The sequence below is a fragment of the Pseudarthrobacter sp. 902506025 genome, from assembly GCF_040702325.1.
GTDB lineage: Bacteria > Actinomycetota > Actinomycetes > Actinomycetales > Micrococcaceae > Arthrobacter.
This window is the reverse complement of record NZ_JBFBKW010000009.1, coordinates 161,803-183,262: the sequence shown is the minus strand read 5'-3', so window position 1 is coordinate 183,262 and position 21,460 is coordinate 161,803. Positions and strand designations below refer to the sequence as shown.

Below are 21,460 nucleotides of genomic sequence, written 5' to 3'. Positions count from 1 at the left end.
GCAGCAACGGGGCCCGCACGCGGCGCCATGCGTCCAAGAGGGGCGTATGGCCCCGCCCCGCCTAGGATCTGGACCCGTCGGAGCGGCGCTGCCGCACCTTGTTTGGTATAGCCCGACTGGCAGGCGGGCAGCTCGTGCATCCGCCTGCCCTGCGCCGGTTGACGACTGAGACATATTGGGTGTGGCCAGCAGGGCAAGTCCAACTATATCTCCGTGTTCCTGGCACCACTCCCGCAGGAGCAAAGCCATTGCGATCGTAATCCCAGTCGCGTACTAGTACCGGCTCGCGTGTGGCGAGGTCGGACACCCCATGCTGCAGGATCTTCCCCGTCTCCACAGGGCACGTCAGTTTCGGGTACCTGCAGCGGTTTGAAATTCGCCGTTCGAATTCATGGCCACTGGGGCAAACCCACCACACCTTCGTCTCCGACCCGGCCAGGACCTGATCGGGGGTGAGTGTCCCATTACGGGCTTGGTTCCATTGCGCCGCGAGATCCGGCCGCTTTGTAGCCAAGTCGTTGAAACCGGCCAGCAGGACGCGGCCTTCGCAAACGTTGCAACGTCCACCGGAGGCAACAAGGCGAATGGGCGTCCTCACGAAGGAGTGCCCTACAGGGCACCGCCAGGAGATACGGTCTTTCGCATTGCCCGCAGTAATTTCACGAGGTGTCTTTATATTGCTGCTCTCGGGATCCCACAAACTTGCTAGCTGGGGGTGTGTGGTGGCCAGATCGCTTGTGCCCGCGAGCACTCTGCCATATCCACAGTGGGGACAGCCTGTCCCCCGCAGGGCGCGATCAGCGAATCTTGCATCATAGCGGTGCCCCTCCGGGCAAATCCAGTGCCCAACTTTATTGCTGCCCGTCGACACTGTCCACGGCGTTGGCCCAGATTGTGATTGCTGGTCCCATTCGTCGAGGAGCCACGGCATCTTGTCCGCAAGCGAGTTGTACCCTGGAAAGACTTTGCGGCCGGAGCAGGCCGAGCAGGCTGACTCGTATGGACCGTGCAGGGCATTTTTGGGAGGGTGCTTTCGACTTACGTGTCCTTCCGGGCAGAGGTAACGCGTAATGGCTGCTGAATGCCGGTAACGATCGTCCCACCATTGCTGGTCGTTTCTGTCATGTGTCCGGAGGCAGTCCAAGAAGGTGTGGAAAGGTTGAAGATGGCCATTGGAGCTGGATTTCGGTTTCACGGGGTCGATGAGGGGTCCCGGGTCTTCCGTGTTCCATTCATCTTCGAAGCGAAGCCTTGCGCCCGCCGCTGTCCATCTAAGCATGAGCCACGCTTGGTCTGTTCCGGCATCTCCGGCACGATTTTTGGCCTCCTCCATCCTGCGCGCCACTGTTAAGTAGAGGTCACTGTACGGCTGTTTTTGATCACTGATTGCACGAATAACCTCTCCATCCATGACTGTCTCCAGTAACGCGGCGGCAGTGGGAAGGTCTTCCGGCTGCGGAGCAACGCCCCCTTCCCTCCGAACTGCCGACGCGGCTCGTCGCAGTACGTCTTTGACGATTGAAGCCGATTCGCTGCTGTTATGTATTCGCGCGGCTGCTTCAGCGGTATGCTTGTCCACCGCTCGGGAGTGCGGCTCGGCCGGCGGCGGGATGGACCATGCCGGCAATGGTTCGCGACTCTTAATTAGAGTAGGTCCAGTCCACGTTTGGTGGATGGGACAGACAAGTCGAGAATGGTCTGGGTGCAGTGCCACGATGGCGCCATGGCTGCACGACAGGCAGGCATACCATACCGTTCTTGAGGTCTGCCCTAGTAGTAGCAAGCGATCGGCTCTGCTTCCGGCCACCTCCTTGCAGAGCGCCAAGGCTTCGCGCTCTGCAATGACCTGGTCGATACGGCAATGGACCGGCAGGCTTCCGCGTTGCCGATAGGCTGAAACCGCGAGACGCCACAGGTGGCCCGGGTACGCCCCCGTGGCAGCGTCGATCCGGGCTGCATAGCTGGCGACAATTTCCCCGGTAAAAGGAAGCGGTGTCATCGCCAGCGGCAAGCTGCCTGGCATGTCAAAGTTCATGGACCGCTCCACGTCGGATAGTCGATTTGAAGAGGCTTTCCTCAGCGATCTCTGCCGCTTTAGCTTCCGCCATCCCGCGGGTGAGCACTTCGCCCTCCGGGTTACCGGCATCGATAAGGTCCAGCGCTACCCGGCTGATGAGGGAATTGAGGACTCCTATTCGACCATGTGTGAGCTCGTGCAAACTAGCACTTAGGCTCTTCAGCCGGCACTGGTTGTTTCCGAACAGGGGCATTGACCGGACAAGTCGCGTGACAAGCATTTGCCATCCCGTCGAAGTCTTGTCCTGGTAGGAGACCATATCGGCAGCTCGGTATCGCGCTGCTATTTGGGCTCCTTCCGGCCCGTCGAGGAGATTGGTTTTCTGCAACTCGATTCCGGCTAGAAGTATGGGGCAGTCGATGTCGTCGCCGAGTCTTCGGATCGCCGCGCTGACCTTGCGGGAGTGGGCGCCGCCGTACTTGAGATTATGCACATCGTCTATCACGAGCAGCTCGGTTCTGCATGTATTGATCGCCTGTTGAACCATGCCCTCTAACCGTGCTTCAGTCTCACGTCGGCCGATCGGCAACCCGTAGAACTGGGCAATCATGCGGTACAGCCCTAAAGGCGTTCCCGTCGACGGAAGGTTCACGTACGCCACCGGTACTTCACCTCGCCCAATGCAGTCAGGGTCATTGTCTAAGCGTTGCGTGAGTAGGTCGAGCATCAAGATTCGGGCTACCGTCGTCTTGCCCAGATATGATTCCGCCGAAATAAGGACACCATGGCCGCCGCCGCTGGCATATTGATGTTCACGCATGACCCGGAATAGCACGGCCCTCACATTTAGGTAAGAATCGTTCTTAACTACCACCCCACGGGTGATAATTCTCCGGCGGGTCTCGTCAAAAGCCCTCCTTTCAACAAGAGGCAGGGACAAATATTCTTTGACGGCAATAGGAGGAGTCGGCGTACCGTGGTCCTGAAGCTCTTCGATGAACCCCCTGTGATGCTTAAGGTCCCGTCCAGTGCGTTCTCGGAGCGGGTACTGCATCATGCGCCCCACCCGTTTACACCTTCGAAGCCGTCGAGATCGTCGTCATCGTCGTCGGATTCGTCATCCTCTTGCTGAAGGTGTTCATTGACCGGGGATTCATAATCCTCCTGACCGCGTAGGCTGGCCATGTTGGGCAAGCTCCCCCGCTGTGCGTCTTGGATTCCACGTTCGAGGTCTCTGGCTGTTTGCTTCTTCCGCTGCCGTCTGAGCTCCTGTAGCGCATCTTCAAGGAAGTTCCTCGTGGTAGAAGCCTCAGTGAGTGCTGGATCCACGCCTCCATCATCGAGAATTTGAAGTGCGAGATCACGGACCTCTTTTGAAAACGGCTTGTCGAGCCGGTCCTCTTTCCATTCGCAGGCGATGTAGTCCTGTGCGGCTGGGTCGTAGACCCAGACAACGCGTGGATCTGCTGGCATGTAGTGAACTTCCCACTTTCCGTTCAGCTCAGTACCTGAGGTGCGTTGCCGGAGGTGGCCGAGGCCCGGAGCGTCGTACATCCGGTATTCAATCTGGACGCCGTCTTTTTGGATTGTTCGGGTAACAACAGGCAGGAGCCCGACGTAGTCTTTCCGGCTCAGCGGTTTGGGTACAAATCCGACATAGGGAAACATGGCCCTGTATTCGGCGTTGGGACTCAAGAGAGCACCACCGCCCAGACGCGGGTCGCGTAGCCCATCTGTGGGTGTGTTCTGCCAGTAATGGACAAGCCACCTGTCCAGTAACCAGGCAAATTCCCCTAGCGTCAACAAGTCTTTCCTGTTCGGTTTCTTGTCACCCCCACTTGAGATGGAACCGCCAGTGAACCCTGGCAAATGCGCCAGGAACATGGTTTTCAGAGTCCCGAACAAGCGCTCGGCAATTCCCTTATCCGTGGGGGAATACGGTGCTGCCCGGACGAGGGTGATGCCTAACTGCCGGCACGTCGCGTCTACGACATTGGAACGATAGTCGCGTCCGTTATCGGTCATAATGAGCCGCGGCCGGATCAGCGGGAGCATTCCGTCAAACCGGTCGCGCTCTTCGGCGTCGAACATCTGGACCCAGGGCAGGTCCCGGCGCTCCGTTTCCCACCGGTTCTTTAACTCCTCTGGCAAGTCGTAGCGTGGACGCGGCGTCATCGCCTGGGCGATCATGAAGGCAAGATCCGCACCGCATATATCCTTTGCCAGCGCGAAGGCGCTTACTGTTCGGGTTGCCTGGTCACTCATCATGGACAGATCGGGTCTTTGAACCGAGCCGTCCGGAAAGATGAGCATTATGTCAGGGCGTGTGGAATCGACCTGCATGCGGGATCCTGGCATTAGCGCCGGATGGGCCCGATACATCCAGTTCGGGGCGTTGGCTGCTGAGCGGCGGTTTGCGGCATCGCCATCCAAATACATCCCATGGGAGAGTTCGTCCAAGATCTGCTTCAATCGCCGGTCCCCCGGAATGCTGAAGTCTCTCTCATCCAGTTTCTCGATGCGCGCCCGGACCATATCGACGCGCTGCTTCTTACTCACCCTTGGCCGGTGCACAAGTTCCTTATTGACACGTGCACAGACTTCCAGCAATTCCGGGGCGATTCCATCAGTCACTCTGTGATTACCTGTTTTGCGTCCGTCAATAAGGCCAGCCGGACCATCCTGCAAATATGCTGTCGCGCGGCGGAATAGCGTTGAACGAGAAACAGCCACCATCTTGGCCAGCCGGGGATCGCGTGACTTCAATTGCTCGCCCAGTGCTTTTAACTCGGCCGCTTTGACACCAGCTCTGGACCAAATCGAAGAACCTAAGCCGTAGCCTTCGCGGTAGCCTTCTGCCCCTGCCGGTTTACCTAGAGCAACTTCCTCGATGTCGGCAAGGCTGCGGCCGATGTCCTTAAGAATCTCGCTTCCGTTGCGACTAAGTCCCAATGCGGCTGTATTCAGCTTTGTTATCCCTTGGCTTAGGCGGTCGCTGGGCGGGTTTTCCAGGGCCACTCTGCCGATGGACGCGATCAATCTTTCGTCCGCGTCAGCGTCGTAAAGGCCTAGGACACTTCCGGCGATGTCAGTGATTTCCCACTGTCGTTTCAGGTACGTCACCACATCGCCGATACGAAAAATGTTCATTTCTTACCTTCTCCATCTCCTGCAATAACCATGAGACCGGGGTATAAGGGGCCTTGCTCGAGCGGCACAACTCGTCGGTGGAACATCATGTTCGATAGCAGCGCGTAGCCAATGCCCAGCCCCTCACGGGGGTCCAGACGAAACGCCGCTTCCTCCATCGTCCGCGGTACCGCCAAGAAATCAGCAAGCTCAATCGCCAGAGCTGGGTCCGGAATGTACTCCTCGTATCGGAAAGCGCACATCCATTCGAGGTTGTCCCTCTGCCACCCTTGGCAGCCGTGCATAACGCAGTATCGCCAATTCTGACTAGCGCAGGCTTTTTCAGTAAGGACGGCGGCATGGACGAATCTGTCGTGAGTGGCAAATTCCAGAGGCTTGACGTCTACAATCAAGGTCGTTCCATCGCGCAGCCGTGCGGCGAAATCAGGGTAATGAATCGTCCGGTCGCCGAACACAAGGCCGAAGGGTTGCGCAGCGACGCGCACGACCTCTCCCCCGTGATCCAGCTCCATCAAGCAGGCGAGTTCGGTCAGTGACTCGAACATGACCATGTTGCGATCTTCGCCGAAAGGATATAGCCCAGGATAGTTGCGCCTGTGGGGAAACTCGCTACTCCTTCGGCACGGTTCAAAGGTGACCGGATCCAAGTCGCGGGCGGGTTCATTCAGAAACCACCACTTGCGCCTCCCGCCCATTCCCTTAGTGATTAACAAAGGATGGGGCGTGTCGTTGACGACATCAGCGTACGGATTGTTGTGAAGGATCGGCACTTTTTTGATCGTTCTCTTGATCCGTCTTCTTGTCCTAAGCGGAGGACGGAAGACGCAGTGTTTAGATTTAGCCGTTTCACAAAGTCGTAGACCACGAGCTTCGTCTGGCATATGTGAATTGAGCTGACACTTGGCGAAGGCCAAGGGAAGTTAGGCTAATCCCGCGTGAAATAGGGCCATAGCTGCAAACCACTAAGCGAGGACTCTTGACGGTCCAGGCAGCGCAAAAATCAGGTTCTTCAATAAAGCTACGCCTTCCGCACCAATTTGCAAGAGCATTAGAAATATTTTTGCCTGGGAATCAGATGTCTATGCGTAAAGGAAATAGAAGTATTAGAAGAAATAGAAGTATTAAGATTCCGAGCATGGAAACCTGTCAGCTGAGTATGCTGGCTATATGCCTGATACTCATCCCCTAGCGCTCTTCGGGGACTGGCACGGGGCTTCCGGTTGGGCTCTGACAGCCATTCGTTCAGCAGCACGCGAAGGCGTTCGCACGGCTGTGCACGTAGGAGACTTCGGGCTCGACTGGCCGGGCGCAAAGCGGGGGCGTTACGAGGCAAAACTCAACAAGTACCTGATGGACTTGGGGATCACGCTCGTCGTCTCCGGTGGGAACCACGACAACTGGGACACGCTTGAGAAGCTCGTCGTCGAAGATGACGGCTTGGCAACTATTCGATCAAACATCCGGGTACTACCCCGCGGCGGCAGAACCATCATCGAGGGCCTTGTCATCGGCGGCTTGGGCGGCGCGTTCAGCGTCGACTACGAGTACAGAGTCGAGGGGAAGGATTGGTGGCCTAACGAGGAACCCACCCGTCAGGAAGCTGAAGACCTCATCGCCGGTGGCCCCGTCGACATCCTGATAACCCACGATGCACCTGCGGGCGTTCCGCTGAAGGGAGACTTTCAACTCAGCGCAGAACTAACTGAGAAGGCTAACAGAACCCGCGGGCTCCTGAGAGAAGTAGTCGATGCGCTGGCCGTGCCTCATCTGTTTTGCGGTCACTGGCATCAGCGGCGCATTCACGAACTGCGCCATCCCAATGGAATGGTCACAAGGGTCGACGTACTCAATATGGAAAACTCACGTCACGGTAACGGAGTTCTCGTTTGGCCTGGCAAGCCTCCGCTTCGGATGGAAACGCTCGAAATCAGAGACCTGCACATAGCTGCTTCTTCGCGATAACTGACCTAAAGTAAGCTGCATGGACGCGGCCGAATGGGCGCACGAACTGGCCTACTCCTTGCGCGTTGGCCCAGGAACACCTTCCTTACTGACAATCGCGACGTGTGCCGGGCCCGCTGCTAGCAGGGAAGTTATAGAAACGGCCAAACGAGTCGTCGGGGAGGCCGGATGGCCGATCTATGAGCTCGTCGCTCCCGAGGTGGCCCCTGATCCGTCACTTCTGCGCGAAAGCGGCTTCCTAATCCTTCGGGACGTTCGCCAACCGTTAGCCCCAGCCGTGCCGGTTCTAATTGGTGCTCACCAACTTCATATCGGTCGGGGCTTGCCAGTCGGTCTCCTCATCGTCGGGTCTCCTGCCGGAATCAAGGGCTTGCGGAGACATCCCGGATTAGGCTTTCTCAGCCGCGCCGAGTGGGTAGTGCAGAACTAGCGTGGGAGCAGTCTCGAAGTAAACTCAGCCCACTTGTCCTCGGCACTACGCATTCTCAGGCAACATAACTTCAGGCATACTCCGGAAATGGGCGCAGCCGAACGTCGAGGTCGGGCAGTAACAAAGGAGATCTCGATTCAACCTTGCGCGTGCATGTCCCGCTCCGGAGGGCCCTTGCACATTGGTAGCGATAACGCCACGAATACGCCGCAGCTGCTGCCGGATTTTACGTCAGATCACAGGGTTTTGGCGTGGGGCGTGGAGGCATCGAGCTGGCGTATCAGCGTGGCTCAAATGGTCACGCTTCCAATGGGTCTAGGACGACGATGTCCACCACGGGGGAGGTGGTTCTGAGCGTAACAACGTGGTCGGCGCGGATCTGGAGCCAGTATCGGGCGGGCGAACCTACGGTGCAAGACTCAAGCATGAGCAACTCCAGTGACTCCCCGTCGCGGCGAAGCTGCGAAAACCCCACATCCAAGTATTCGACGAGTGGAGCGGTGGCGGCCATAACCCGCTGCACTGTCCGGGCTGTCAGATCCAGCAGATACTGGCTGCCCGTCGCAGTGGTCATAAGATAGCGGCCCGCATCGTCATTGCGTAGCTCTTGCACCATGGTGAGAGTGTAGCCGCGGCCTGAGACATGGTTCCGGGGCCGGCGGGATTGAAGAATGCCCTGCCTCGTCATGAGCTGCCACACTTCTTTGCGGCAGCGGCAGCCGAGCCCCTGACTCCACCTTTCAAAGGTGGACTCCTTGTGCGTCAGCCCCGCATCCAGGCCCTTGCAAAGCGATGGCTTGCCCGCTGTCCGAAAGAACAGAGGGCAGGCAGCCGCATCGCTGAACGCCTGGCTAAGCTCGAAGCCAGCTAAGCATCGGGGACTTCGGTCACGGCTCCCTGCAGAACGGAAACATTCGTTCACGGACAGCCGTGCTGGATAAGGACGATGAGCCCTTCGAACTCGACAGCGTCAAAGTGGATTCCGGCAGGAGCAGCGTCACTGTAGGGAGACTCGTATAGGGCACCTAACTCCACAACACCGTTCTCTGTCGGTTGCTCGACGAGCATGTCACTCCGCCAGGCCCGGTCCGATGAAGGTCCGGGCCTTGGGCACCTATCTCCTAGTAGTCGATGGCTTTCCGGTCGGACTTCAGGGCGGTGAGCCGTGCCTCCACTTCGGTCTGCTCCCCGAGGTCTTCGAGGGAGGCGAGCTGGGCTTCCAGGGATGAGCCTGCGAGTTCCTGCTGGCAACGGACGATGGCTTCCTCGCGGCGGATCCTGTCCTCGTACCAGCCGGTGGCGGAAGTCTGGGTCTCCGGCATCGTGGGCCTTGAGGGCGCCGGAGACCTGGGCGCACCGAGGAGATCCTTCACATGCCGCGTCGCCTGTCGCGTAACTATCGATGAACACCCCGATTCCTGCAAAAGGTTACGAGACATAGTTACGAGAATTGCACTTACCATTGCGCGTCCGAGATTCAACCGAATCTGTGCCTGTGCAGGCGAGGAGAGTAGTCACTCCTTGAGACATCTCGATACTCAAGGGATATGAGACAAAGACAGGCAGTTGCAGTTGGCCCCCGTTCAGCGTGCATGCTCACCGTACGGGGTAAACGTACATTGCCGTGTTGATGGGAATCCGGCTGCAGCGGTTCGCAGGTGTAGAGCGGTGATGGACCGGCTTACGGGCGCATCAGCAGGGCTCGATCTCACGTACGAGGCGCGAGGCCTCGTACGTAGTTCCGATGAGGTATTGGGATATGGTGCTCAAGGCCATTCACTCCTGACAATGCGACGTCGCATCTAAGCTCAGGATTGTGCTACATATCGACGTCCAACTTCGGGTTTCTCGCGTAAAAGTCACTCCTTTGCCGAGGTGTCGGAAGTCGTTCTGGCAGCGGTGGCCGCTGCGACGGAAACGGCCGTAAATTTGACCTGCATCCGCCCGGACATTGGAGTGTCGAGAGCGAAGCGTCCCAAGCCATACTGCGAACATTGGGGGATGACCGAGAGAAATCCAGACACCCTTCCAACGCCCAGCGATCCCACGGGGCCCTGCCCATGGTGTGGGCGGGTCTCCAGCTTTAGCGCGGGCCAACAAGTTGTCCTCTCCTGGGGAGCAAGCTTTCCCGATCGCTCAGTGACTGCTCTGACCTGTCAAGGATGCAATAAAGGCACTGCCGTTGTTGCAGACAACCTCGGACAGGGCCTCATGTGGTGGCCAGTGCCTGGGGCAGGCATCCTGGACCCCCAAGTCAACGAGGGCGTGGCCTCGGCATATGACGAAGGAATGCGCTCCCTAGCCGTGGGAGCATATCGTGCGGCAGCCGTCATGTTTCGCGCTGCTCTAGCGCTGTTCGTCAAAGACAAAGGCAGCGATAAAGCCAAAACCGAGAGGCACTTGAAGTCTGCCCTCAAACACATGAAGAACGAGGGGGATCTTCACCGTTCGCTCTGGGATTGGGCTGACCACCTCAACCAGTTGGGCAACGAAGGAGCGCATCCGGAGGATTATGACGACGTCACCGAATCGGAAGCGACGGGTCTAGGCAAGTTCGTCCGGCACCTCATCCGGCACGAATATGAAATGCCGGCACAATTGCTACGCGATCAGGGGCTCCTCCAGGAGTAGCAAGCTGCCGCGCTTCCTAGACGGCGGCAAACAACAGAGCTCAGCGTCCCTCAAGCATCGTGCCTCGATCGATGACGGCAGTGTCCGGTAGAGGATCCTGGAACGGACACCAGAACTTCGGAGATCCACCGTCAACAGCGATTCCTGGCCTATGCTGGCAAAACCGTCGGACTTCGGGTGGGGGCAGATGTGAAGCGTTGTCGACTTTTCCGCATGACTGACACCGTCACCCTCCGGCAGGGCTCGATTTCTGCCAATCGTGAAAAATGCCATCGTTGACCAGAGTGCTGATCGTTTCCTACATCCTCGTTGTGACTTACGCCGTTGGCTATTCAGGGCAATTCAGACTTCCGACGATTGTTCGTCCGGGCACCCCCATCCACGGATTCCTCGGAACCGTGAACCTTGTCCTCCACGGATGCGCCATAGCGATAGCACTCACTTTGCCGCCTCTAACGGATTTCCAAGGCATAGTAATCCTGTCGTATCTCTCCGCGCTTTTCGTGGCGCTGTCACTGGCAATCTACCGCTGGCGTCCCCTAAGCCTCTACGTGATCGTGCTTCGCCCGCAGGGCAAGCGAGGCAAGCCAAAGGCGGAACAGGCGCGCACCCCCTGGCCCTACGTATGGCTATGCAGCGCCGGCTACATCCTGATGCTGATCTACATCCAGACCATCTTCGGACGCTACTGGTAAATGCATGCTGTTGACCATGCCTGGAACCACCCGACGCGCACGGCGCCGGCGGGCGGCTGGCCAGTGCCCATTAGCTAAACCCTCAATGGGACAGTTCTTGGAGGAAGGGCAGCACGAAAGGGGATCCTGTATCGGCCCCTGTGCCGGAGGCCGATGTCGTTGAGGGCCAGCGGCCCAGGGCAAGAAGTTCAAGACGGCAAATTGGGTTGGAAAGGAATCCTAGGGCTGTCCACCCTAAGCCGCCCGGTCTACAGTCGTAGCAATCAAACCCGGAGGACGTGGTGAGAAAAACGCAGGTTCTGGCTATCTTCGGCAGCCTCCTGATCGGGGCCGTTGTTTGCGCGGGCATTCTCGCCCTAACCCTAGGAACCACCAGCAGTATGTTCTGGCCCGCTCTGGCTGCCTCCACGACAAGTGTGGTGATCGTGGTGGTGCTGACTCAAAAGACCCGAAAGAGGCAATAAACAGCGAGCCGCACAAATGCTTGGGCCGCGACAACGCGGCACAATTCAGGGTCCTAAGCCCAGCCACCCTATTCAGTTACCACCAAGGGATTTTGAAGGGAACGGAGAAGCCGTGGCCAGACTGCAAGAGCCAGGCGTCGGATGCTGTACCTGCTGCCGCCCTTTGCTTTTACGGCGTTCCTTGTCTGGCTCATGAGAGACGGGCATTGGTTCTGACGAGACTCGAGAAATCTCTTCCCTCGCCGCCATCTTTGACCGGAACCGACCGGAGACGAACCGACTGCGCTCGTGTTGCAGTGAGGGATCCCCTTACGTGCATTTGAACCTATCTCCGGACTGGAGCCAGGTGTCTCATAACCTTGGTGTGCCGAAACGCTAGGGATACGAGAATGGTTGGTCCGAGTAGTCGATCGCCTTCCGGTCCATGGACTTGAGGCCGCGAGGCGGGCTTCCACTTCCATCTGCTCTCCGAGGTCTTCCAGGGAGGCGAACTGGGCCTCTAGAGATGAAACGGCAAGTTCCTGCTGGCCCGGACGGTGGCCTCTTCGCGGCGGATCCTGTCCTCGAACCGGCCGATCGCCGAGGTTGGGTCTCCCGCGTCCAGTGCCTTGAGGGCATGGTCCACCTTGGACTGAGTGGCGGCGACGCGGGCCCGGTTGACGAGCTGGTTGCGCTTGGCCGTCAACTCACCGAGCTTGCCCGGCATCTGCTCCAGGCCCTGCTTGAGCTTGTCGACGATTCGTTCTGGGCGGCGAGGTTCGGTTCCTGGGCCTTCCCGGTACATTCGACGGGTAGTTGCTGACCGAGGGCGACCTTAGCAGGCCATCCAACTATAAGCGCCCACGGGATTCCCGGCGCGCGGAACTCGTCGGCCTTGCTGACGTGGCCGATGGTCTGGGCGACACCCGCTGGGCGGGGTGCCCGGCCGGGCTGCCGTAACATCACTTCTGTTCCAGTCAGCCGTGGTTTGCCATACCACGCATGCTGTTGTCATTGTTCTCCATTCGTAGAGCCGCCTTGCCCTATAGCACCTGCCTGAAAGTATCCCCGCCCGCGTGGCACCGGGACTTTTGCTTTTGTGATGGCTCCCTTCGGGCATGACAAGTCCACCGCCGTAGCTCCCTCAGGCATGCATGCGATGCCAGCTTACGGCGGCAGAGACGGATGCCCTTGGTCAGACCCTGGCCCCGCTTCTTGCTAACGAATTGTGAAGCTGCGGGGCTATCATTGCAGTTGTGGACGGGGTGTGTAGTCTGAGCATGTCTCTAACCCATAAAGGGGGATTAAGGACGCAGCCCCGTTCCACTTATTCCCCGCATGGCCCCGGCGTGGCGACTCGCAGGTATGTGTGGGCTGGTATTTCATTGGCGAGGGCACGTAGCCTGCGGTCTGCGTACAGGTCCAAGGAATCCCGAAGACAGTCAATGTGATCCTGCCCAGGGCGGCCGACGTACTCTCCCGACGGGCCGTCCACCGTCCAATAGTAGGTGTGGGCAAAGCCCATAAAGCCGGCTTTCCTTGCCTGTACTGGACGGTCCGAAATCCAGCGCCCGAAGAACGGCTGCAACGGCCCTCCGACCGGATCTCCTCCTATGAAACCGTGTGTAGGGAAATACAGGTTGGTCCAGCGAGTAAAGGCAAATAGAGCGCCGTGATCCGGGACAATAGAACTGCCCCGCGTGGTGCCATCTGTTGATGAATTTGCCAAGGTGTAGCTGAGGGGCCGCCCCCTATTTCCTTGGGACTGTGGCGGACACGTCGGAAACAACCGGCTGTCTATCAGCGCGGAGAAGTCTTTCCTGCTGTTCGCCATGAGGTACGGTCCGTGCGTTAGAGGTGAGCCCATGGTGACCAAATCCGTTACCAGCCATGGCTTGGTGTTTATCCGAAGTTCCTGCCATGCGGCAACCTGAAGCTGTTGAGCGTCATCGGTCTGCAAGTCCTTGGCTGGCTTTTGGAGCGCGTCTTCGACCGCTGTGAGCGCGTGATAGCAACGGCCATCAGGCCTTGCATCCTGTAAACGAATATTGTTCCAAGCGAAAGTAAGTATGTCGTATGCGATGGCGCTGCCAAGACTGTGAGCCGCGATGACAATCCTCTGGTACTCACCTGATTCGTGCAGCCGCTCTAGAAGGCGGACGCCGGCTTCACGGATTTCCTGGCGATGGGCGACATTTTCCGGCCTGGGCTGGAAGTAGCGTGCCGCGTCACCCAGGAAACCCGTAAACAACCTCATCCCGGCTGGCCTGAGAAGCTTCCATATAACGCCACCGACTGCCGCTACTGCTGCTGCCACACCACCACTAACGGCTGCTGCCTTTGGGTCTCGAACCGCAGCCCACAATGCCAAGCCAAGGACGACTAGCACTAAAATGGAGGCGAGAATCCGCGCAATCCACACATACTTGCTCAACAATGGCGGTACATCACGGCGCATCACCAGACTCCTCATCCATCCCAACACCTGTCCTACGGTGCTGTCTACTATGAGATGCGCCCAGTACAACTCGTAGACGTGAGTTGTGGGCATTCCTTCCTGGCCTCGGTTCCCAGCCACAGCCGGGATCGTGACCTTTCTCATCTCAAAGGAACCCGACAAGGTGTCCTGCTTCACCCACCGGCTGCCCTTCTTTGCACCACCAAACACCGCATCCACGAAGGCCATGAGAGTCTGTCCCGGTTGCTGTTCGCCTATGCCGTGAATCACTATTAGGGCTTGCTTGGGGGAATTCCGTCGATGCCGGATTTCTTCGATAATCCTCCCGAGCCGATTGAGAGCCCCCTGCCAGAACACCAGGCTACTCCTGACATCCATAACGGTTTCGATTTGAGCCACCGTTACGCGAACGACACTGGAAGCTGCGCTGCGACCGGGCGCGAGGGTTATCGTCAAACATGTTCTTGCGCCTTTGACGGTTATGGACACTCCGTCATCCGTCTTTGTCATCCTGGTAACAAGGCCATTGGCCAGCGAGCCGTCCGGCGCGGGCACTGTGGCTAGCGCCCCTTTGCGAAGATGCATCTCGACGCCAGGACCGATCCACTTCTGGAGCATCTCGGGCCTGAACAGAAGCTTGCTGAGCTCGCCGCTCCCCATATGGGGACCTGATGAAACACGCATCCTGAGTCCCGATAGCCGCTCTGAAGCCAGGTGATCCATGGTGCCCCCAATACTGGTAGTGCGCCGAAATCACCAGAGTAGGACGCGTCGCGTCATCGGTCTAGAGGCTCGCAGCACTGGGAGTTGCCGAGCCGATTCAAACATGACTATCGCGGAGCACAACTGGCCCTTATCGGCACAACCCGTCTACGTGCTATGTCCATTCCAGCTACATGCTTTGTGCAATCCCCAGCAGTTATAGGGAAATTTGTTTGGGGTTGACCTTCCGACTCGAAGATCCGATCAAAATACGAATTCTGCCCTTAAGAATGGAAACCTGCAGAAGCAGTGGGACGGCCGCCCTGAAAAATTTTCATTACAACAAGACCGCCGAGATGCTGAAGTCACCCCCGCACTGTGCTTACCAACAACGAATGGCGGCCCTGCCGTCCGAGACAGGGCTGCCATTCTTTGCCTCGGCCTCAGGTTCTGGCCGCATGGCGGAAAGGCGGTAATGTCCCTGGGCCGCTCAACAAATAGGACCCCTATTCTTCCTCGTGCGGATAGCGTGGACAGCCCAGTCCCCAGCTAGCGGTGCATGCCGTACGCCTCACAAACATTCCGTCGCCTACGATATACCCCCTGCACCAGCAGGGGGTATATCCAAGGTTCAGGCGAAATCCCCGGGACATCCACGCATGCTTTGGGGATACCCCAATGCTGATAGGGGGCAAGGCCCCCTTGAACACAGCACTTCGGCTAGCCTAATTTTCTCCTATAACTAGTCTCCATTGGGGTAGCGATATGGACAGCATCCTTCACGAGCTGGGGAGACATCGGGCGGAGAAATATCTTCGCGACGGGATAGCAGGGCGCCTACTAGCGGCCTGCGTCGTCTTGATCCTCGCCGCACAGCTCAGTGCATGTAATGGCGGTGCCAGTGGCGGTGGCACTGGCAGTGGCAGTGGCAATGGCAGTGGGCAGCAGGCGCCCCGGGACTACAGCGGTAGCGTGTCGCGTGACAGCGCTCCCGCGCCAGCGCCATATGTCCCTCCGCCACCTGTAACCACGGCTGCGGCGGTGCTACCTGACACCGGCTGCGATGCCAAGTGGCCGCGTAGGGTGCGCCCAAATGCCCAAACTGCAGGGGAACTTAAATACGTCGATCTCATTATTGCCTGCGTGAACGACTCAGCGGGGTCACTGTCACTGACTAATAACAGCGACATGGTTTGGGTGTTTCAATCGAACCCTCCTGTGATCCCTTCTCCAGAAAAGGCGACGCCTGAAGTCAAGACATTCCACGAAATGGCCGTTGCCACAAGGATGTACTCATACAGCTTCATGGCACCAACGGAGACAATAAGTGTTAATTCCCCGCCAAGTACATTCGAATGGGTCATTGATCCTGATCTCAGCCTTGCCTGGACTCTGCAGAGTTTCGCTCTGAAGCAGGTGGAAAAGAAAGCGGTCGCCGCTGCTAGAACATACGTGACTTCCGGTTCACCCGTTCGCCAAGCCATCTGGGATTGCAGCAAAGCTGCCTATGACGCTTCAGTGAAGGTTCCAAAAGTCCTTTCCTCACAATACGACCCAGCCGAACTGCTCAAGGAAGGTCTGAGTATGACGAAATCATCAGTGACGTGCGCGCAGTCTTGGAAAACCGCGGCACAAAGAGCTGCTGAGACCGCGACCCCGATACCACCCCATGCCCAGTTGACTGCGGAGGCGGAAACCGCATTTAAGGGGGGCGGGGAGCTCGAACAAAAGTCTGTGGGCCTACTGGAGGGGTTAGCGGCAACGGCGACTAAGTTCTGTAAATACAGCTCCCGCTGCTAGGTGGACCACTAGATGAACTACTTGCTTGGGGCTTACGTGTCGTACCAACCGGATAAGGACCGGGTGGGCCCGGAAGCCAGGGGTGGATCCCGGATAAAGCCACCAATCTTATTTTCAGTTGCACTGGCGACCCATCCAAGCCCGGCCGGAAACTCGGAGCCAACAATCAGTTAGACTTACCGGCATGTTTCGAAAAGCGCTGCTTTCGAGCAGAAGTTTCTTGCTTGCCATAATTCTTGACTAGAAGTCGTGCATAAAGTGCAACTCGAATCCTCATCGACCGAGTTGCCTTTGGGCGTGGAATAAGTACGTGAATGCACTTCCGGGCTCAGCTTGGCGCTTTAGCCCGAGTATCCCCCCGAGTGCCGAGATACCGGCACCCAATTGATTGCCTTGGCTCCACGCTATGGCTGCAGCACTCATTCCCAGCCCAAATGAAGTAAGGGGTCTCTGCCAAGATTTTCGAGCAAAACTCCTCAGGTCATCTGCGGCATCAGCTAACTGCTGACGGCGTTCCGTCAGGGCCCTATCCAGTTGGGCTTGTGGCGTCAGCGACAGCTCAAGGGCAAACTGTCGAAGATCTTTCGCGTAACGCCGATGTGCAGCACCGTATTGACGCTTGAAGTCGAGCACCTCATCCAAAGGGATGTCCTCAAGGTCAAGGGTCACCTGTGCGAGGTCGAATGACACAATCTGCCCAACACTGGGATACTGCGTGTCGCACAAAAGACGCCCAAACTGACATTGGTCAGGATCCCGCGACCATTCAGCAGGCTGCAGAAACAGCCCTCGTGCCTCAGCGGGTCTTCGGACGAGTTGCGTGAGTGCCGTGTGTATAAAGTCCTTGGTGTGCCCGTTGGCTGCGAATTCTTCCATTTCGAGTTCTTCACGAGACCCACCACGGAGCAATTTTGCCAGGCCATGGGAGCTGAGATTATTGACGATCGACTCCGCGATGTCAGGCGCAAGAAGGTGGCCCACACGCTGTCGATCGACTAGGGCACCGTATATCTCCCCTTCCGATATGGGCTTGAGTACGCCGACCTCGATGGCCTCGTCGATCAGCCGGGACAGCTCTAGGGCTACTGACTCGTCAACGAGTGATTCAGCCTCAAAAGTGTGCAACATCCCCAATTCGGCTAACGACTGAAGCAGAGAATCGGGGGAAAGCCGCGATTCCCGGCGAGTCTCGAGGCTAGCAATTCCATCGAAGAAGAGGAGTAGCGATTTTCGACCATACGAGATCCCGCCATGGACGAAAGCCACTTCTTGCAGGGGCTTAGGGCCTGGTTGTGTGTCATGCATGCTCTTATTCATAAGTGACCGTCGGTTCGTGCACAAGCGCCAGTGCCGCACCCGCGATCAGGAAAGGCCCTAGATTGGGGCGAGACCGCCCGGGACTTTCCCCGGTTTTATTGCACCGAGAAGATCAAAAACAAGTCCCAGGAGTTGAATAGAATATGGGGCAGCGGTCAGGTTTGAGATGGCCACAGTGGTTGTCCCAATTGCTTAATCGCGGTTCGAGCCCACATGACATGGCATGCGGAAGATTTTGTGAAGAATCGATGTCGCGGATTGCGAGCAGGAGGGCACAACAAACAATCACTTATATGTAGGACGCTGTCGGAGGTATCAGGGTCAGACGCTGGGTCATGTGCGATCATGGCCGGTGATAAGGGCAGTTACCTCAGGCTGCTCAGGTAGCGCTGCACAACGTCATCCTTCATGCGTCCGCGTGCGTTCACCTCGATGCCTTTCTCTGCCGCCCAAGCGCGGACAGCCTTCGTCTCGGCCATCGGCCGGGGACGACGGACAGAAGAGGCCTCCTTGCTGGCAGCCGTTTTGCGGCCAGCGTCTACAAAGCGGACCAAAAGCCCGCGTAGCTCGTCGGCGTTTTTTCCTGCAAGGTCGATGACGTAGTCGGCGCCGTCTAACCCAAAGTAGACAGTTTCAGTCGCCTCGGATCCGTCGACGTCATCAATCAGTTCAATCACGGTCTGTGCAGCGAAACCACCCGTCGGCAGCAGATGGAGCAGCTCCTGGTCGATGACCTTCCGCAGGACTTTCTACTCAACCGGGTTCCCGGCGGCGACCGACCCATGGGAGGCATGTTCCTGCCGTTCGAAGTGAAGCGGCGACAGCTGCCGATCCCCCCTGAAAGCGGCGATTAAGCCGGACTTCATTGGTAGAGTCGAGCCGCAGCGGCTCGGCACCGCCAGAACGCAGAGGGGGACTCCGGTGGGGATTGGTTCGTGGCTTCGCGAAGCCATTGGTGGAACGAAGGCCACGCCGGCCGAGGCGGCATCGCCTGCTTCAGCTCGGCCAACCTTGAATATCTCAACTAGCTTCAGCCCTTGTGTCGAAGTGGCTGGCACCGGCACTTTCGCCGCGGACGCCGTCACCGCCCTGGCGGACCGGAAAGGCCTGGGCGATCGGGGCTTCTTCGAGGGGCAGGCGCAGCTGCAGCGCGACCCAGGGAATCCGGTGGACCCGAAGGCGGTGGACGTGCTGGTCGATGGCGAGAAAGTCGGGTGTCTGCCGGCCTATGCAGCAAAGGACTTTCCCTTGTCGGTTGGGGCGAGCCATCCTGTCCCCTATCAGTTGCACGTCGCGGCGGGGAACAAGCTGTTGGCCAAGGCGTACGTTTGGCTGGGTGAAGCCCACCCGGAATGGCCCCATACCCGGGAGAATCCCCCCCGCGCTGACATCGAAAGAGCGGATCAACGACTCCCATATCCAGAAGACGACCATGGTGCGGGAGGCGCTCCAGGAGGGCGGGGCCAGGGCGCAGCAGTTCAGGCGCGGCATGGTGGACGGGGTCCACTACCTGGAGCTCGTGGAGCCGATCAAGCAGCTGAAGCGCGACGGCAGGCTCAACGAAGCCCTGGTCCTCTGCTACAAGGCCATCGAGGCCGCCGAGCGTGACCGGGACGGCCGGGAGCCCGCTCCCTGGTACACGGAGCAGGCAGCCATCGTTCACCGCAAGCTCGGCCAGAAGGCCGAGGAGATCGCCGTGCTCAGCAGGTGGCTGGACAGCACCCCGAAGTCGCGCCGGGCAGGCAGCCGCATCGCCGAACGCCTCGCGAAGCTGGAGTCCTGATGCTGGCTCGTCCTGTGGATTGCCCCCGTAACTGTCCAAAGGAAACCCTGAGCCCGGTGTCTTCGCAATGACGCTGTCAACGCAGGCCGCATAACCGCCGATGCCCATCTTCCACCATTACTGGTGCCGGGAGCATACTGAGGCATGAGTGATCGGGACGATTTCCTCAACTGGGTCAACACAACCCTGCACGACGCCGAAGTCGCCATGCTCAACGGCGACCTGGATCCCCGGCGTGCCGTCTGGACCCGCAAGGAGCCTGTCAGTGTTTTTGGCGCACTGCGCAACTCCGTCGGACAGCAGCAGCTCGAAGAGGCCTTCGTCTTCCTCGGGCAGACGTTCTCCAACTGCACCTTTTGGGAGTTCGACCTTCAGGTCTGCGATGTCATCGGCGACATGGCGTACACCGCCGGCATCGAGCGTTCTTCAGTTTTGATGAACGGCGCACCCACGTCGCCTACCCTCCGCGTTACCCAGGTATACCGCCGCGAGGACGGACAGTGGAAGGTCGCACACCGGCACGCCGATACTGTCACCGGCTAGGGCGTGCCTCCCAGACCCTGAGCGGTTGTCCCGACTCCACTGCATTGAAACCGCCGCAGAGGACGCTTCTGCCGTCGAACTGACAGGTGCGGAGCGTGACAGCAACTGAAAGACAGCCATGAAAATGCATGATCCATTTGCACCAACATCCGAGATCGAATCCTTCGAAGTCATCAGCGAATCCTTCGAGGATGGCCAGACCCTTCCGGAAGCTCAACGTAGCGCCGTCCTGGGAGCCGGCGGGCGGGACGAATCGCCCCAGCTCACCTGGTCGGGCGCCCCCGAGGGAACCAGGAGCTACGCAGTCACCGTCTTCGACCCCGATGCCCCGGGCGGGGGCTACTGGCATTGGGCTGTGGTGAACATCCCGGCAGACGTCACCTCCCTCCCGGCCGGTGCAGGTTCCCGAGACAACTCCCGGTTACCCTCTGGTGCAGTGCAATTGAAAAACGATGCCGGATTTGCCGGTTTCGTGGGAGCTGCCCCGCCTCCCGGGCACGGTCAGCACCGGTATTTGCTGGTGGTCCACGCCTTGGATGTTGAGCGGCTGGACCTTCGCACCGATGACACCCCGGCCGCCCTCCATTCCGCGCTCTCCACCCACACCTTGGGCCGGGCCAGACTGACGGGAACCTTCGAACGCCGCTAGGAGGTGACTCCCGAACCTTGAGGCGGTTGGGGCAAGCCGTTCTCAGGGCGGTCAGCATCTGGCTAGCAGCTTTAGGAGACACGTTGTAAGTTTGGACGGCCAGGAGCTTGAGGACGCGAAACTCCCCTTGCTTCCGCGCCTTGACCAGCGGACACTTGATTCACCGAGTTATGCAGCCAGCCCAACGGTAGCCTTCAAGAGCCGGGGCACCATGTCCAACGCTGACCATCACTCGTCCCCCAAGCTGCCGTTGCGGCACCTCGCGCCTTTCCGGCGACTCCTGTCATGAGCACGGCCCAGACCGTAGCGCTGATTTTCGTTGCCGCCTTCGTGTGGATCGGCCTGACCGTCCTTGTGCTCCTGACGCTGCGCCGCCGCAGAAAGGGGTCCTCGGTGGTTGCCACGGCTCCGCCTCCCCCGGACCCCACCAGCTCCCGACCGCACAGGCCGTGGCGCCGGGCTCCTTCCGTAACAGGCCAAGGCCCCTTGCCGCGGCGCAGGCTGCGGCTGCGCAGAGTCCGCCACTAAATCCCCTACCACTTACAAGGGAGCAAGCATGGATACCGGGACGATCCTCGGCTACGCCGCCGGCTACATCGCAGCCATGGGAGGGGTATTCCTCCTCTACCTGCCGGTGATCGTCTTGCTCGTCGCCCTGCTGATCGCCGGCGGCCTACTGGAACTGCTTCTGCTGCCGTTCATCGCCCTGTTCAAGAGGCTCCGCCGGCGGCCGGAACCGGATTTGGACCCGTCCTGGCTCATTGAGCGACACGGGCGGTAGCTGAACCCTGTCGCCTGGACTGCCATACTTGCGCCATGTACTAAGGGTGCTTAGTATGTTGTCAGCCGAAGGGGATCGGCTTGGGGAATGGGAAACGAA

18 protein-coding genes and 1 pseudogene are annotated in these 21,460 nt (G+C 58.8%); 8 read left to right on the top strand and 11 right to left on the bottom strand.

What is annotated here, in order from left to right; translation table 11 throughout:
• Positions 1-61: 61 nt before the first annotated feature.
• The 4 genes from AB0280_RS16480 to AB0280_RS16465 all read right to left on the bottom strand — a co-directional run bounded on the left by AB0280_RS16480 (position 62) and on the right by AB0280_RS16465 (position 5,937).
• Positions 62-931, bottom strand: a complete 870-nt coding sequence (locus tag AB0280_RS16480; protein WP_366367885.1) for a zinc-ribbon domain-containing protein — start codon at positions 929-931, stop codon at positions 62-64.
• 1,093 nt (positions 932-2,024) lie between these two features.
• Complete coding sequence (locus AB0280_RS16475; protein ID WP_366367883.1) at positions 2,025-3,074, bottom strand: TniB family NTP-binding protein; 1,050 nt, start codon at positions 3,072-3,074, stop codon at positions 2,025-2,027.
• Positions 3,071-5,167: a Mu transposase C-terminal domain-containing protein gene (locus AB0280_RS16470; protein ID WP_366367850.1), complete on the bottom strand. Its 2,097-nt coding sequence runs from the start codon at positions 5,165-5,167 to the stop codon at positions 3,071-3,073. Before AB0280_RS16470 ends, AB0280_RS16475 begins: the two co-directional genes overlap by 4 nt.
• Entirely contained in the window at positions 5,164-5,937 is a 774-nt protein-coding gene (locus AB0280_RS16465) for a hypothetical protein (protein WP_366367849.1), read from the bottom strand. The genes AB0280_RS16470 and AB0280_RS16465 overlap by 4 nt, the downstream gene beginning before the upstream one ends.
• A gap of 397 nt (positions 5,938-6,334) precedes the next feature.
• Here AB0280_RS16465 and AB0280_RS16460 point away from each other — a divergent pair, with 397 nt between their 5' ends.
• Positions 6,335-7,129 (top strand): metallophosphoesterase family protein, encoded by a 795-nt coding sequence (locus AB0280_RS16460; protein ID WP_366367848.1) that lies wholly within the window; start codon positions 6,335-6,337, stop codon positions 7,127-7,129.
• Positions 7,130-7,857: 728 nt separating this feature from the next.
• Here AB0280_RS16460 and AB0280_RS16455 read toward each other — a convergent pair.
• Both AB0280_RS16455 and AB0280_RS16450 read right to left on the bottom strand, forming a co-directional pair.
• Positions 7,858-8,175: a hypothetical protein gene (locus AB0280_RS16455; protein WP_366367847.1), complete on the bottom strand. Its 318-nt coding sequence runs from the start codon at positions 8,173-8,175 to the stop codon at positions 7,858-7,860.
• A gap of 505 nt (positions 8,176-8,680) precedes the next feature.
• Positions 8,681-8,912 (bottom strand): annotated as a pseudogene (locus AB0280_RS16450) (PspA/IM30 family protein); the annotation flags it as partial.
• 786 nt (positions 8,913-9,698) lie between these two features.
• Here AB0280_RS16450 and AB0280_RS16445 point away from each other — a divergent pair.
• Both AB0280_RS16445 and AB0280_RS16440 read left to right on the top strand, forming a co-directional pair.
• Positions 9,699-10,190, top strand: coding sequence for a DUF4145 domain-containing protein (locus AB0280_RS16445; RefSeq protein ID WP_366367846.1), 492 nt, complete (start codon positions 9,699-9,701; stop codon positions 10,188-10,190).
• A 275-nt stretch (positions 10,191-10,465) separates the two neighbouring features.
• On the top strand, positions 10,466-10,885 hold the full coding sequence (locus tag AB0280_RS16440; RefSeq protein ID WP_366367845.1) for a hypothetical protein: 420 nt from the start codon (positions 10,466-10,468) through the stop codon (positions 10,883-10,885).
• A 963-nt stretch (positions 10,886-11,848) separates the two neighbouring features.
• Here AB0280_RS16440 and AB0280_RS16435 read toward each other — a convergent pair.
• On the bottom strand, positions 11,849-12,133 hold the full coding sequence (locus AB0280_RS16435; protein ID WP_425328620.1) for a PspA/IM30 family protein: 285 nt from the start codon (positions 12,131-12,133) through the stop codon (positions 11,849-11,851).
• Positions 12,134-12,655: 522 nt separating this feature from the next.
• Positions 12,656-14,446: a hypothetical protein gene (locus AB0280_RS16430; protein WP_366367844.1), complete on the bottom strand. Its 1,791-nt coding sequence runs from the start codon at positions 14,444-14,446 to the stop codon at positions 12,656-12,658.
• Positions 14,447-15,631: 1,185 nt separating this feature from the next.
• Between AB0280_RS16430 and AB0280_RS16425 the strand changes: the two genes are divergently transcribed.
• Positions 15,632-16,288 (top strand): hypothetical protein, encoded by a 657-nt coding sequence (locus AB0280_RS16425; RefSeq protein ID WP_366367843.1) that lies wholly within the window; start codon positions 15,632-15,634, stop codon positions 16,286-16,288.
• A gap of 273 nt (positions 16,289-16,561) precedes the next feature.
• On the opposite strand, the gene AB0280_RS16420 is transcribed toward AB0280_RS16425, so the two are convergent.
• The 3 genes from AB0280_RS16420 to AB0280_RS16410 all read right to left on the bottom strand — a co-directional run bounded on the left by AB0280_RS16420 (position 16,562) and on the right by AB0280_RS16410 (position 18,874).
• Complete coding sequence (locus AB0280_RS16420; RefSeq protein ID WP_366367841.1) at positions 16,562-17,593, bottom strand: hypothetical protein; 1,032 nt, start codon at positions 17,591-17,593, stop codon at positions 16,562-16,564.
• A gap of 377 nt (positions 17,594-17,970) precedes the next feature.
• Positions 17,971-18,282 carry a histone-like nucleoid-structuring protein Lsr2 gene (locus tag AB0280_RS16415; RefSeq protein WP_366367839.1) on the bottom strand — a complete coding sequence of 104 codons (312 nt, stop codon included), beginning with the start codon at positions 18,280-18,282 and terminating at the stop codon, positions 17,971-17,973.
• Positions 18,283-18,625: 343 nt separating this feature from the next.
• Positions 18,626-18,874, bottom strand: a complete 249-nt coding sequence (locus AB0280_RS16410; RefSeq protein WP_366367838.1) for a hypothetical protein — start codon at positions 18,872-18,874, stop codon at positions 18,626-18,628.
• A gap of 163 nt (positions 18,875-19,037) precedes the next feature.
• On the opposite strand from AB0280_RS16410, the gene AB0280_RS16405 reads away from it, so the two are divergent.
• From AB0280_RS16405 to AB0280_RS16390, 4 genes are all read left to right on the top strand, one after another.
• Complete coding sequence (locus tag AB0280_RS16405; protein ID WP_366367837.1) at positions 19,038-19,388, top strand: hypothetical protein; 351 nt, start codon at positions 19,038-19,040, stop codon at positions 19,386-19,388.
• 144 nt (positions 19,389-19,532) lie between these two features.
• Complete coding sequence (locus tag AB0280_RS16400; protein WP_366367836.1) at positions 19,533-19,931, top strand: nuclear transport factor 2 family protein; 399 nt, start codon at positions 19,533-19,535, stop codon at positions 19,929-19,931.
• Between the two features lie 124 nt (positions 19,932-20,055).
• On the top strand, positions 20,056-20,580 hold the full coding sequence (locus AB0280_RS16395) for a YbhB/YbcL family Raf kinase inhibitor-like protein (RefSeq protein WP_366367834.1): 525 nt from the start codon (positions 20,056-20,058) through the stop codon (positions 20,578-20,580).
• A 556-nt stretch (positions 20,581-21,136) separates the two neighbouring features.
• Entirely contained in the window at positions 21,137-21,361 is a 225-nt protein-coding gene (locus AB0280_RS16390; protein WP_366367832.1) for a hypothetical protein, read from the top strand.
• The last annotated feature ends 99 nt before the right edge of the window (positions 21,362-21,460 follow it).

What these genes read in the sequence shown, in the direction of transcription:
- AB0280_RS16480 (WP_366367885.1), bottom strand. Translation starts at nt 931, where the DNA reads ATGCCGTGGCTCCTCGACGAATGGGACCAGCAATCACAATCTGGGCCA.
- AB0280_RS16475 (WP_366367883.1), bottom strand. Translation starts at nt 3,074, where the DNA reads ATGATGCAGTACCCGCTCCGAGAACGCACTGGACGGGACCTTAAGCAT.
- AB0280_RS16470 (WP_366367850.1), bottom strand. Translation starts at nt 5,167, where the DNA reads ATGAACATTTTTCGTATCGGCGATGTGGTGACGTACCTGAAACGACAG.
- AB0280_RS16460 (WP_366367848.1), top strand. Translation starts at nt 6,335, where the DNA reads ATGCCTGATACTCATCCCCTAGCGCTCTTCGGGGACTGGCACGGGGCT.
- AB0280_RS16455 (WP_366367847.1), bottom strand. Translation starts at nt 8,175, where the DNA reads ATGGTGCAAGAGCTACGCAATGACGATGCGGGCCGCTATCTTATGACC.
- AB0280_RS16435 (WP_425328620.1), bottom strand. Translation starts at nt 12,133, where the DNA reads ATGTACCGGGAAGGCCCAGGAACCGAACCTCGCCGCCCAGAACGAATC.
- AB0280_RS16430 (WP_366367844.1), bottom strand. Translation starts at nt 14,446, where the DNA reads ATGGGGAGCGGCGAGCTCAGCAAGCTTCTGTTCAGGCCCGAGATGCTC.
- AB0280_RS16420 (WP_366367841.1), bottom strand. Translation starts at nt 17,593, where the DNA reads ATGCATGACACACAACCAGGCCCTAAGCCCCTGCAAGAAGTGGCTTTC.
- AB0280_RS16410 (WP_366367838.1), bottom strand. Translation starts at nt 18,874, where the DNA reads ATGGCTCGCCCCAACCGACAAGGGAAAGTCCTTTGCTGCATAGGCCGG.
- AB0280_RS16405 (WP_366367837.1), top strand. Translation starts at nt 19,038, where the DNA reads ATGGTGCGGGAGGCGCTCCAGGAGGGCGGGGCCAGGGCGCAGCAGTTC.
- AB0280_RS16400 (WP_366367836.1), top strand. Translation starts at nt 19,533, where the DNA reads ATGAGTGATCGGGACGATTTCCTCAACTGGGTCAACACAACCCTGCAC.
- AB0280_RS16395 (WP_366367834.1), top strand. Translation starts at nt 20,056, where the DNA reads ATGCATGATCCATTTGCACCAACATCCGAGATCGAATCCTTCGAAGTC.
- AB0280_RS16390 (WP_366367832.1), top strand. Translation starts at nt 21,137, where the DNA reads ATGGATACCGGGACGATCCTCGGCTACGCCGCCGGCTACATCGCAGCC.